This is a genomic window from Streptomyces sp. NPDC006294, from assembly GCF_042870895.1.
Lineage (GTDB): Bacteria > Actinomycetota > Actinomycetes > Streptomycetales > Streptomycetaceae > Streptomyces.
In genome coordinates, this window is sequence record NZ_JBIAHV010000007.1 from 375,552 (window position 1) to 387,721 (window position 12,170).

Sequence of the window (12,170 nt, forward strand, 5' to 3'; positions counted from 1 at the left end):
CCGCCTCACGCGTCGAAGACCTCGTTGACCAGCGCCTGCTGCTCCGCCTGGTGGCGCTTCGCGGAGCCCACTGCCGGGGACGAGCTGTGCGGGCGCGAGATGCGCCGCAGGCGCTCGCCGTGCGGGATGTCCGCGCCGACGGCCAGGTCGAGGTGGTCGATCAGGTTGAGCGCGATGAACGGCCAGGCGCCCTGGTTCGCCGGCTCCTCCTGCGTCCACAGGTACTTCGCCGCGTTCGGGTACTTGGCGATCTCGGCCTGGATCTCCTTGCCCGGCAGCGGGTAGAGCCGCTCGAGGCGGATGATCGCCGTTTCCTTGTCGCCGCGCTTCTGACGCTCGGCGTCCAGGTCGTAGTAGACCTTGCCGGTGCAGAAGACGACCTTGCGGACGGCCGCCGGGTCGACGGAGTCGTCGCCGATCACCGGGCGGAAGCCGCCGGTGGTGAACTCCTCCGCCTTCGACGCCGCGGCCTTCAGGCGCAGCATCGACTTCGGGGTGAAGACGATCAGCGGCTTGTGGTGCGGGTTGTGGACCTGCCAGCGCAGCAGGTGGAAGTAGTTCGACGGCAGGGTCGGCATGGCGACCGTCATGTTGTCCTGCGCGCACATCTGCAGGAACCGCTCGGGACGCGCGGACGAGTGGTCCGGGCCCTGGCCCTCGTAGCCGTGCGGCAGGAGCAGCGTGACGCCGGAGTGCTGGCCCCACTTCTGCTCGGCGGAGGAGATGAACTCGTCGACGACGGTCTGCGCGCCGTTGACGAAGTCACCGAACTGCGCCTCCCACATGACCAGCGCGTTCGGGCGGGCCAGCGAGTAGCCGTACTCGAAGCCCATCGCCGCGTACTCGCTGAGCAGCGAGTCGTAGACGTTGTAGCGGGCCTGGTCCTCGGACAGGTAGAGCAGCGGGGTGTAGTCCTCGTTGGTCTCCTGGTCCACCAGCACCGCGTGGCGCTGGCCGAACGTGCCGCGGCGGGTGTCCTGGCCCGAGAGACGGACCGGGGTGCCCTCCATCAGCAGGGAGCCGATGGCGAGGGTCTCGCCCATGCCCCAGTCGATGGTCCCGTCCTCCACCGAGGCCGCGCGGCGCTGCATCTGCGGCATCAGGCGCGGGTGCACGGTGATGTGGTCGGGGATGTTGACCTGGGACTCGGCGATCCGCTTGACGACCTCCTGGGAGACCGCGGTGCTGATCGCGACCGGGAACTCGGCCTCGACGTCCGGGACATGGGCCGGGGCCGGGTGGCTGGTGGCCTCGCGGACCTCCGCGAACACCTTCTCGAGCTGGCCCTGGAAGTCCTGGAGCGCCTGCTCGGCCTCTTCCAGCGTGATGTCGCCGCGACCGATGAGCGACTCGGTGTAGAGCTTGCGCACCGAGCGCTTCTTGTCGATCAGGCTCACCATCTGCGGGTTGGTGAACTGCGGGTTGTCGCCCTCGTTGTGACCGCGGCGGCGGTAGCAGATGAGGTCGATCACGACGTCCTTGTTGAACGCCTGGCGGAACTCGAAGGCGAGCCGCGCCACGCGGACGCACGCCTCCGGGTCGTCGCCGTTCACGTGGAAGATCGGGGCCTCGATCATGCGGGCCACGTCGGTCGCGTACATCGAGGAACGCGAGGACTCCGGCGCCGCCGTGAAGCCGACCTGGTTGTTGATGACGACGTGGACCGTGCCGCCGGTGCGGTAGCCGCGCAGCTGCGACATGTTCAGCGTCTCGGCGACGACACCCTGGCCGGCGAAGGCCGCGTCACCGTGCAGGGCGATCGGCAGGACCGTGAAGTCCGTGCCGCCCTTGTTGATGACGTCCTGCTTGGCGCGGGCGACACCCTCGAGAACCGGGTCGACGGCCTCCAGGTGGGACGGGTTGGCGACCAGCGAGACCTTGATCTGCTCGCCGTCGAGACCGGTGAAGGTCCCCTCGGCGCCCAGGTGGTACTTCACGTCGCCGGAGCCGTGCATCGACTTCGGGTCGAGGTTGCCCTCGAACTCGCGGAAGATCTGCGCGTACGACTTGCCGACGATGTTCGCCAGCACGTTCAGCCGGCCGCGGTGGGCCATGCCGATGACGACCTCGTCGAGGCGCGACTCGGCGGCCGAGTCGATGACCGCGTCGAGCAGCGGGATGACGGACTCGCCGCCCTCCAGCGAGAAGCGCTTCTGGCCGACGTACTTGGTCTGCAGGAAGGTCTCGAAGGCCTCCGCCGCGTTCAGCCGGCGCAGGATGCGCAGCTGCTCCTCGCGCTCCGGCTTGGTGGCGGCGCGCTCGACCCGGTCCTGCAGCCACTTGCGCTGCTTCGGGTCCTGGATGTGCATGAACTCGATGCCGGTGGTGCGGCAGTACGACTCGCGCAGCACGCCCAGGATGTCGCGCAGCTTCATCATCGACTTGCCGGCGAAGCCGCCGACGGCGAACTCGCGCTCCAGGTCCCAGAGCGTGAGGCCGTGCTCGGTGATGTCCAGGTCGGGATGCTTGCGCTGGCGGTACTCCAGCGGGTCGGTGTCGGCCATGACGTGGCCGCGGACCCGGTAGGAGTGGATCAGCTCGAAGACCCGCGCGGCCTTGGTGACGTCGTCGTCGTGCGAGGCGTCGATGTCCTTGAGCCAGCGGACCGGCTCGTAGGGAATGCGCAGCGACTCGAAGATCTCGTCGTAGAAGTTCTCCTCGCCGAGGAGGAGGTTCGCCACGATCCGCAGGAACTCGCCGGAGGCGGCGCCCTGGATGACGCGGTGGTCGTACGTCGAGGTGAGGGTCATCACCTTGGAGATGCCCAGCTTGTTCAGGGTGTCCTGCGAGGTGCCCTGGAACTCGGCCGGGTAGTCCATGGAGCCGACGCCCATGATGACCGACTGCCCGGGCATCAGCCGCGGCACGGAGTGCACGGTGCCGAGGCCGCCGGGGTTGGTCAGCGAGACGGTGACGCCGGTGAAGTCGTCCATCGTCAGCTTGTTGTTGCGGGCGCGGCGGACGATGTCCTCGTAGGCCTGCCAGAACTCGAAGAAGTTCAGCGTCTCGGCCTTCTTGATGCCCGCGACGACCAGCTGGCGGTCGCCGTTCGGCTTCACCAGGTCGATGGCCAGACCGAAGTTCACGTGGTCGGGCTTGACCAGGGTCGGCTTGCCGTCCTTCTCCGCGAAGGACCAGTTCATCGACGGCATGGCCTTGATGGCCTGCACCATCGCGTACCCGATGAGGTGGGTGAAGGAGATCTTCCCGCCACGGGCGCGCTTGAGGTGGTTGTTGATGACGATGCGGTTGTCGAAGAGCAGCTTCACCGGGACGGCGCGCACGGACGTGGCCGTGGGCAGTTCGAGCGAGGCGTTCATGTTCTTCGCGACCGCGGCGGCCGGGCCGCGCAGCGTCACGAACGCGGGGCCGTCGGCCGGCTGGGCGTCGGCCTTGGCGGCCGGGGCCGGCTTGGCTGCGGCGGGCTTGGCCGGGGCGGGCTGCGCCGGCGCGGCCGCGGGGGCCGCCTGGGCGGGAGCCGGAGCCGCGGCCGGGGCCTGGGCGGCGGGGGCGGTGGTCTGCGCGGGAGCGGCGGGCTGCGCCGGCGCGGGGGCCGGGGCAGGGGCCGCGGGGGCTCCGGCGTCCTGAGTCTGCTTCGCTCCGGCGGCGGGGGCGTCCGCGGTGGCGGCCGCGCCCGGCTTGTAGTCGGCGAAGAAGTCCCACCAGGCACGGTCGACCGAATTCGGATCCTGGAGGTACTGCTGGTAGATCTCGTCGACGAGCCACTCATTGGCGCCGAACGCGGCGGCAGGGTTCTGACCCTGCCCGGTTTGGTCGGTCGAGAGACTCGAGTTACTGGGGGACTGAGACGACACGGCGAGAACCGCCCTCTTCCGCTTCGCAAGGTGATGGACAGCGGAAATAAAGGCTACGCCTCCCTGGCCGGGAGGTGCAGGCCGGGCCGGTCAACGTCGTGCAAGTCACACCGAACAGCGCGTTTCGGGGTTGGGAATGGCGGGAAACAAGCATGGTTCGCCCGGCCCGGGGTACGCCTCTCGGCGGTCACGGGCCCTTGGCACGCGTCCCTGACGGAACCCCGGCAATGTTCTGACCGGCGGTTTTCCGTGGCACGGCAGATCGGCTTCCCGTGTCTCGACCTCTTACACGGGGAATCCGCACATCCGGTTCGAACCCTACGTCAAGCGCGTGCCGACCTGGCCCCCGGAAGAGTGACCCGGATGCGGCAGCCGTGTGCGGATTCGGCCACCCCGATCCGCCCGCCGTGCAGATCGACCGCCCAGCGCGCGATCGCCAGCCCCAGCCCCGTGCCGCCGTCGCTGCCCGGCCCGTGCGGGGCGGGGACGCCACCCCGGTTGAACCGCTCGAAGACCCGGTGCCGCTCCTGCTCGGGGATGCCCGGACCCTCGTCCAGCACCTCCAGGTCGAGCGACTCCGGGTACGGCCCGCGCCTGGCCCGTACCGTGACCCGGCCGTGCGGCGGGGAGTGCTTCACCGCGTTGTCGATGAGGTTCGCCACGACCTGGTGCAGCCGCTCGGCGTCCGCGTGCGCGGTCAGCTCCGGCGGCTGCACGTCCAGGTGCAGATGGACGTCGGTACGGGTGTGGTGGCCGGACCCGGACGCGAGGCCGCGCCGGGAAGAGACCAGGTTGGCCTCCTTCAGCACCCCGGACAGATAGGGCCACACCTCGAAACGCGAGGCCCGCAGCGGCAGCACGCCGTTGTCGAGACGGGACAGGTCGAGCAGTGTCTCGACCAGCCGGCCCAGCCGCTCGGTCTGCTTCAGCGCCGTGCGCATCATCTCCGGGTCGGCGGCGGACACCCCGTCGACGACGTTCTCCAGCACCGCGCGCAGCGCGGCGATCGGGGTGCGCAGCTCGTGGGAGACATTGGCGACCAGCTCCTTGCGGTGCCGGTCGACGGCCTCCAGGTCGTCCGCCATGCGGTTGATCGTGGAGGCCAGGTCGCCGAGCTCGTCGCGCCGGTCGGCGCCGCGCACCCGGCGCGTGTAGTCGCCGTGCGATATGCCCTTGGCGACGGTGTTCATCTCGTCCAGCGGCGCGGTCAGGCCGTGCGCCACGAACTGGGTGATCAGCAGCGTGGCGATGATCGTGAAGACCGTGATGAACCGCACCTCGGTCTTGCTGTGGAACGCCATCAGCATCAGACCGGTGGTGATGAGGACCGAGACCACGACGAGCGTGCTGAGCTTGGTCTTGATCGATATCGTGATGGACGCGGTACTCAGCCGCTTCCCCGGCCCACCGGCCTGCCGACCCGCTCTCATGGCGCCGGCGTCTCCAAGGCGTAGCCGACGCCGTGGACGGTACGGATGCGCTCCGCGCCGATCTTGCGGCGCAGCGCCTTGATGTGGCTGTCGACCGTGCGCGTGCCGGAGGCGTCCGCCCAGTCCCACACCTCCGCGAGCAGCTGCTCGCGGGAGAGGACCGCGCGGGGCGTGTTCGCCAGGCACACCAGCAGGTCGAACTCGGTCGGTGTCAGATGGACGTCGTCTGCCCGGACCCGCACCCGGCGCTGCGCGTGGTCGATCTCCAGCTCGCCGAGGCGCAGGATCCCGCTGCGCGGCGTCACCGCGGCGAGGGCCGCCCGCTCCACCCGGCGCAGCAGGACATGCACCCGGGCCGCCAGCTCCCGCATGGAGAACGGCTTGGTCATGTAGTCGTCCGCGCCGACGCCGAGCCCGACGAGCATGTCCGTCTCGTCGTCACGCGCGGTCAGCATCAGCACCGGCACGGGGCGCTGCGCCTGGACCCGGCGGCAGACCTCGAGTCCGTCGAAGCCGGGCAGCATGACGTCGAGGACCATCAGGTCCGGCTGCCACGCGTCCGCCGCGTCGACGGCGGCCGGGCCGTCGAGGGCTGTCTGCACCAGGAAGCCCTCCGCCCGCAGCCGCGCCGCGATGGCGTCGACGATCGTGGCGTCGTCCTCGACCACCAGCACCCGGCGCTGGGCGCCGGGAGTGGCCGCGACGCCGCCTTGCGTGGTGTGTGTCTGCTCCATCGCCCCGCCCTTGTACGCGTTCTCTGCGAGCTGCATGTGGTTCTGCTTCGAAGGTGGATCCCGCTGTGTAGTCCAGCAGCGTAAAGGCAGCGCCTGTGTCCCGGCTACGCAGGGCGAACGGCGAGGTGGACGACGTCCGGTACGCCCCGGGCAAGGTGGATCTCTTCGGTTCTTACCCCGCTGAATCCGGCATTCCGCAACGCTTCCTCGAAGGCGGCCGACGGCTGCGCGGACCATACGGCGAGCACTCCGCCGGGCTCCAGCGCCGCCGCGCACGCGGCGAGTCCGGCCGGGGAGTAGAGCTCCCCGTTGTCCTCGGTGACGGTCCAGTCGGGCCCGTTGTCGATGTCCAGGCACAGGGTGTCGTAACGGTCCGCGGTCGACGCCAGGTGCTTCAGCAGGTCGGTGTGCAGGATCACGCAGCGCGGATCGGCGAGTGCCTGCCCGGAGATCGCGGCGAGCGGCCCGCCGCGGTGCCAGTCGATGATCGCCTGCTCGCGCTCGACCACGGCGATCTGCCGCCACGACGGCATGGCGGCGGCATGGGCGAGCGAGAAGCCGACCCCCAGACCGCCGATGAGCAGGCGCGGAGCGGTGTTGCCGGTGCCGAGGGCCTCGTACGCGGCGTCGACGAGCAGCCGCTCGGACCGGCCGTCGGAGGTGTCCATCAGGAAGCACCCGTTGGCGATGATCTCGTGCACCTTCTCGTCGCCGTCACCCCGCCTGCGCAGCACCACTTCTCCGTAGGGCCCCTCACGCCGGTCGAGAGTGACGGGGGCGTCGGTGGCGGGGAACGGCATGAGATGACCTCCGGGTGGCCGGCAGGTGACGACGGTGATCGTCCCCATTCTGGCGGGACGGCGCGCGGCGGGCCAAACCCGGTGGCGGGCCGTCCCGTGGTGCACGGCGCGACGGTCAGCTCGTGCGGTACGGGCGCCCGTACCGCACGAGCACGTGCCACAGCTGCTTCAGGTACTGCAGCGTCTCGTCCCGGGTGCCCCACCGTGACCAGGCCGCGGGCTCACGGACGGCATGGGAGGCGGCGCGGCCGACGGCAGCCGCGTCCAGGGTGCCGTCCGGGGAGTGGCGGCGGCCGACGAGGGCCGCGAGCGGCACCATCGCCGGGCCGCGGAACTCGGCGTCCACCTCGTGCGGGGCCAGTACGAAACCGGGGTGCCAGTCCAGGGCGATGCCGGCCTGCTCAGCGGTGTCCGCCAGCAGGCGGCCCGTCTCGGTTTCGCGGAACGACGGGTCGACGACCAGCGCTTCCGCGTCAACCGACAGGTCGATGCCGCCGTGGACCTGCGCCTCGACGTAGGAGTCGAGGGAGCGGCCGGGGACTTCGCCGTACAAGGGCGCGCAGGGAAGCTTCTCGATCACCTCGGCCGTCTGCGGGTCCTCCTCCCACAGGCCGGTCAGGACCCGGCCGAGGGCGTCGACGGTGCCGACGCGGGTCGGGCCGAGGTGGCTGTCGCCGCAGCAGAAGGTGGCCCGCGCGTTCACGGCGGGCCGCAGCCGGACATGGCAGGAACCGAAGCGCGGGGCGGCCCCGTCGGGATGCCCCCGGAGGTTGAGCGCTCCGTACTTGGGCCGGTCCGCGGCCCGTACGCCGGCGGCGTGGTACGCGCCGCCGAACAGGCTCCGCTCCCAGTCGTCCCGCAGGCCTCCCGGGAAGGCCGTGCGGCTGCCGTTGGACAGCCCGGTCTCGTACTGGCCGCGGTACCGGCCGTCGCGCGCCAGCGACTCCGCGATCGTCAGCCCGGTCGCGAGCAGCCGGTCCGGGTGGAAGTTGAGCGTGATGCGGGCGTGGTCGCGCAGCAACGCGGCCTGTCCGGCCGCCCGGTCGGTCAGGGGGACGGTGAGGCCGGCCGCACGCACATGGGCGAGTGCGGCCGACTGGGCGGTGGTCAGCGGCGTCACCGCCGCAGTATCGCGTCGGAGGAAGGCGGCGTGCAGGTGGATTTCGCCGCCGCCGCTCAGGTGGCCGGCCGGTGGAAGAGGCTCACCAGCGGGGCGTGCGTCCGCCAGCCCAGGGACTCGTAGAGGCCCCGGCCGCCCGGGGTGCCGCCCAGCACGCCGATGGTGGCGCCTTGATCGAGGGCGGCGTTGTGGAGGGTGTGCATCACGAGCCGGCCGAGGCCCTTGCGGCGGTGCTCGGGGGCCGTCTCCACCTGGTCGACGACGGCCGTGCGTCCCGTCGGGGCGATCTGGGCGCGGGCCGCGAACGAGCCGTCGGGGGCGACGACCAGGGCCCGGACGACACCGCCGCGGGTCCAGGTGCGCAGGGTGTAACCGTCCGGGACCACCGTCGGGGTGCGGCGCAGTTCGGCGGACATCAGCCAGCCCGGTTCGTCGACGGCCCAGTCGGGGCCCGCCCACTCGACGACCGCGTCCGGGTCGGCGAAGACCTTCAGCCACACCGTCGGCGCGGCCACCTCGGCGGCGACCTTCCGCACGGTGGCCTCGTCGTCCGCGGTCAGGACGTGGCGGGTGGCGTGCGTGACCTGGCCGACGTCGACGGTGAAGCCCCAGGGCCGGCGCACCGGGTCCGCCGCGCCGCGTGAGACGACCCAGCCGTGGACCCAGGCGTGGACGGCCTCGGCGGTTGATTCGAAGGACATGCCGCTCCTCGAAGCGCAGGGGGAGTAATAGACGCAGACGCAAGTGACTATTACACAGCGAGGACTCGGCAGGGCGCGACCGAATTTTCGGAGGTGACACACGTCACGGTCGCGGACCGTTCACGGGCGGGGCGCCTTTTCGCCGTGCACCGCCGTGTACTCGGCCGCCAGCCAGGGGCCCAGGTCCTCCACGAGGGTGCGGAGCAGGGTCGCGTCCGGCGTCGGCGTGCGGGCCGCGGCGGCGGCCAGGCGCATCTGGGCCGCCCGCTCCGGGTAGTGGCGGGCGAACAGCTCCGCCGACTCGGACAGATCGCTCGTCCAGCCGCCCCAGCGGGGCATGACCAGCGTGAACCCCGACCGGACGACGCGCCGCGCGACCCGGCGGCACAGGGCGCGCAGCTCGGCGTCCGACCCGGCACCGCGCAGCCGCTCCCGCCAGCGCGGCAGCACGAGAGCCAGGTCGCCGTTGGTCTCGCGGGCCAGCAGCGACGTGGGGTGCTGCGGCGGCAGGCGGGCGGCCAGATCCTCGCCCAGCAGCGGCGTGCACAGGCAGGAGACGAAGAAGCCCAGGTCGTACCGCTCGAGGTCGCTCAGCGCCGCTCCGACGCCGACGAGCAGGATGCCGGCGCCGTCGATCACGTCGAACGATCCGTCGAGCACGGCCTCGGCGGCGTCGGCGTCCGCCCGGTCCCGGGCGGCCGGCTCGTCGTGCAGCACGAGCAGCAGGTCGAGGTCGGAGGCTCCGGGCACGGCAGTGCCGCGCGGGATGCTGCCGTAGAGATACGCGCCGTTCAGCCGGCCGTCACCGAACCGGCCGGCGATCTCCGCCCGGGCCGCGGCGACCACCGGTGCGAAGCGGGCGGTCACGCGGTCGAGCGAGCCCTCGCGGGCGATGGTCCCGTCGGTGTTCAGTCCTCTCTCTCCCATCGGCCCACTGTCGCGCGCCTGGACCGCGTCGCCCACCGGATTTGTCCCATGAGATTTATCTCTGCATTCAGAAGGGGCTTCGACCTCGGGAACGCAAAGTGATTGGACCTGTGAGGAGGGTGTTCTGTGCAGACTTACTCTGCGTTTTCCTTGCCCATGGGGATCGCCGTGTGGGTCACGCTCAGTTGCTGACGTCCTTCTTGATCTGCACCAGCGCCTCGTCCCACACGTCCCCTCCATTCGCCCAGGTCCACAGCCATTGGCGCAGAGACGGTGCTGCGTAGCGCAGGCCATCGTGAGGGTTCTGGCCCCAGTCTGGTTCCCAACCGTCGGCGTCCCAGAGAAGCACCGGGTTGTCGATCGCTATCAGGGAGACGTGCCACTCCATGGTGCAGCCGCCACCCGTCAGGAAGAACCACGAGGCCGGTGGCCCCCATCCTGGCCGCCGGTCGTGGACGGTGGTTGCGCAGTGCCAGTCCGGGACGTGCCAGTGCGGAATGCTGCGCGGTATCAGTGATGCGAGGCCGCCATCCGGCCCGAACCCTCCGTCACCGATCTCGGTGTAGATGCGCCGGAGCAATTCGGGCAGCCGATAACCGAGCTTCTGTTCCGCGTGCTCGACTTGGGCGAACGTGACAGGCGGGAAGGGCTTGTCGGGGAGGCTTCCGCGGGAGGGGATCGCGCCTCCGGCGCCCCATGCGAGTGCGTGCAGTTTCTCCAGAAGCGCGTCGTCGTCCGCAGCAGTGCGGTGGGTGGCATCGGTCACGAGCCGGAACTGTAGTGGGGATGGGTTGCTGCTTCGGAGGCTCGGCGCTTCTTCGCGACTTCTTCGCGCATGAGGTCGTCGGTGCGTGTGCTGTGCCAGATGGTTCCTTCCCACTTTTCGTACTGGGGATCGGGGTCACGTAGGAGGACGGACTTGAGGTGGCCGTGGAAGAGCATTGCGCGGCCCTGTTCCCGCCGGGTGCGGTTGAACCACGTTGCGCTCTTTTCGTGCCGGGCGAGGCGGTTCGCTGCGAGGCCGGGGAGGGTGCCGCGCATCCGGCCGGGTGTGTAGGTCGTCAAGGGGCGGCTCGGTGGGCGCCATGAGTCGGCGAAGGACCAGTGTGCGATGGCGTCGCCGCGGCGATCGACGGGCTTGTAGGGGTAGGTGACGCGGTCGCCGAGCTCCGCGAAGAACCGGGCTTGCTCTGCCTCAGTGCCGTCGGCCAATTGCCGCCAGTGTGGTGAGGCGATCAGCGGTGCCATGGCGACAGCCTCGGGGTAGATCGCCGCGAACAACCGCGAGGTGCTGTAGCTGGGGTGGGTGCGCGTCTCCCGGCTGAACGGGATGAGGAGGTCGATGCGGTCTTCCCAGGTGTCCCAGGTGCCGAACACGGCGCTGGAGGGACGTCCGTCCACGGACCAGATGTGTGCGCAGAGCATGAGGGCGCTGAGCACGGCGTCGTAGGTGGCTGCCCAGCCGTAGCGGCTGAGAAGGCGCAAGTGCTTGCGCTGGGCGTCGACAATTTCGGGGAGCCGGGTGAGATCGACGGCGGGGTGGTCGATGTCGGGCGGGCCGATCCACGTGCGGTGGCGCAAGCAGACGTAGCGGTGATGGGGCAGGAGCCGGGTCACCTTGCCGCCGGGGTGCCGGGCGTCGCAGCGGTGACAGCCGGTCTGTGGCTGGTGCCGGAACATTGCCCAGTCGGGCGGGGGGCTCCGGAGTTCGGGCATCGCGCCGGCGAGGGCATGGGCGGTGCGGCCGGTGAGCGCGGCGAGGCGTTCGGGGACGACGACGCGGCGCATGCCACCGGACTTCTCGCGTTCGGTGACCTGGGTCCAGAGGTCGTTGATGTCGAGGCCGTGGAGCGTGGCCAGACGGCTGATGTAGGAAGCGGGGATCTCGTGCTGGGCGGGCGGGGCAGGATCGGGAAGTCGGCGGATGAGCATCAGGCCACGCGCCTCCGCCGGGCAAGAATGCCACCAGCAACTCGCAGACCACCGGCTCCAGCCGATATCGGGGGTGCCGGTATCCGGCCAGCCAGCGCACATTGCGCACGAAGATCGCGTCTGGGTTTCCCACCAGCCGGAACTCCCACCCCACCCGTGTGCAGGCCGCTCGCGTCGCCTCGAACTTCGCCACGTCCCTCGGCCTGCGACGGTCCGCCGGTCGGCAGTCGACCACCACCGCAGTGCCGTCCTCCAGGCGGGCGAAGTAGTCCGGCGCGTGCGAGACGCCCTTGCCCGCCTCCGACTGCCAGAACAGCCAGAACGGCTGCGAGGAGATCCCCACGACCAACGGATCGAAGTCCAGCAGCATCACATGATCGCGCTCCAGCCAGGACTCGTACCCGATGTGACCGCCCACCGTCGCCGACCACCACAGGCCCGGCAGATGGCGCTGTCCCTTGTACGACTAGAACGCGCGTACCGGCACTACGTCCTCGAACCGCACCGCCTGGGCGTCGGACAGCGGCAGGCGGAACTCCGACCCGCACCGGTCGGCGTACGCGATCTCGAACCCCTCCGCCGGCGGCCCGGAGACACCACCCGGCAGAACCTCTAACCTCGCCGTTTCGCTTGGTGTGGGACCGGTTTCTGTGCGGCAACACGAAAGTGCCTTCTGAGCTGGGACGATGAACCTTGTCGAGGGGTTCTGTC

The 12,170-nt window shown here is 70.4% G+C and carries 9 protein-coding genes and 1 pseudogene; all 10 read right to left on the reverse strand.

From position 1 onward, the window contains the following. Positions 1-5: 5 nt before the first annotated feature. A complete protein-coding gene (locus ACFYOP_RS15325; protein WP_356892178.1) occupies positions 6-3,815 on the reverse strand; it encodes a multifunctional oxoglutarate decarboxylase/oxoglutarate dehydrogenase thiamine pyrophosphate-binding subunit/dihydrolipoyllysine-residue succinyltransferase subunit in 3,810 nt (1,269 codons plus the stop codon). Positions 3,816-4,138: 323 nt separating this feature from the next. Beyond that, complete coding sequence (locus ACFYOP_RS15330; RefSeq protein ID WP_356892176.1) at positions 4,139-5,245, reverse strand: HAMP domain-containing sensor histidine kinase; 1,107 nt, start codon at positions 5,243-5,245, stop codon at positions 4,139-4,141. Beyond that, the gene (locus ACFYOP_RS15335) at positions 5,242-5,979 is read right to left on the reverse strand and encodes a response regulator transcription factor (RefSeq protein ID WP_356892550.1); all 738 of its coding nucleotides are present in this window, start codon (positions 5,977-5,979) and stop codon (positions 5,242-5,244) included. The genes ACFYOP_RS15330 and ACFYOP_RS15335 overlap by 4 nt, the downstream gene beginning before the upstream one ends. Before the next feature lie 104 nt (positions 5,980-6,083). Beyond that, complete coding sequence (locus tag ACFYOP_RS15340; RefSeq protein ID WP_356892174.1) at positions 6,084-6,779, reverse strand: spermidine synthase; 696 nt, start codon at positions 6,777-6,779, stop codon at positions 6,084-6,086. A gap of 115 nt (positions 6,780-6,894) precedes the next feature. Continuing rightward, the gene (locus ACFYOP_RS15345) at positions 6,895-7,899 is read right to left on the reverse strand and encodes a DUF3626 domain-containing protein (RefSeq protein ID WP_356892172.1); all 1,005 of its coding nucleotides are present in this window, start codon (positions 7,897-7,899) and stop codon (positions 6,895-6,897) included. A 56-nt stretch (positions 7,900-7,955) separates the two neighbouring features. After that, on the reverse strand, positions 7,956-8,600 hold the full coding sequence (locus tag ACFYOP_RS15350) for a GNAT family N-acetyltransferase (RefSeq protein WP_356892170.1): 645 nt from the start codon (positions 8,598-8,600) through the stop codon (positions 7,956-7,958). Positions 8,601-8,720: 120 nt separating this feature from the next. Continuing rightward, positions 8,721-9,527 (reverse strand): nucleotidyltransferase domain-containing protein, encoded by an 807-nt coding sequence (locus ACFYOP_RS15355; protein WP_356892168.1) that lies wholly within the window; start codon positions 9,525-9,527, stop codon positions 8,721-8,723. Positions 9,528-9,708: 181 nt separating this feature from the next. Then, complete coding sequence (locus ACFYOP_RS15360) at positions 9,709-10,293, reverse strand: SMI1/KNR4 family protein (RefSeq protein WP_356892166.1); 585 nt, start codon at positions 10,291-10,293, stop codon at positions 9,709-9,711. 429 nt (positions 10,294-10,722) lie between these two features. Continuing rightward, on the reverse strand, positions 10,723-11,877 hold the full coding sequence (locus ACFYOP_RS15365; protein WP_388451632.1) for a TnsA-like heteromeric transposase endonuclease subunit: 1,155 nt from the start codon (positions 11,875-11,877) through the stop codon (positions 10,723-10,725). A gap of 48 nt (positions 11,878-11,925) precedes the next feature. Continuing rightward, positions 11,926-12,170, reverse strand: a pseudogene (locus ACFYOP_RS15370) (hypothetical protein); the annotation flags it as partial.

Bases quoted from the DNA above. Each gene is read 5' to 3' on its own strand.
- ACFYOP_RS15330 (WP_356892176.1), bottom strand. From the start codon at position 5,245: ATGAGAGCGGGTCGGCAGGCCGGTGGGCCGGGGAAGCGGCTGAGTACC.
- ACFYOP_RS15335 (WP_356892550.1), bottom strand. From the start codon at position 5,979: ATGGAGCAGACACACACCACGCAAGGCGGCGTCGCGGCCACTCCCGGC.
- ACFYOP_RS15340 (WP_356892174.1), bottom strand. From the start codon at position 6,779: ATGCCGTTCCCCGCCACCGACGCCCCCGTCACTCTCGACCGGCGTGAG.
- ACFYOP_RS15350 (WP_356892170.1), bottom strand. From the start codon at position 8,600: ATGTCCTTCGAATCAACCGCCGAGGCCGTCCACGCCTGGGTCCACGGC.
- ACFYOP_RS15355 (WP_356892168.1), bottom strand. From the start codon at position 9,527: ATGGGAGAGAGAGGACTGAACACCGACGGGACCATCGCCCGCGAGGGC.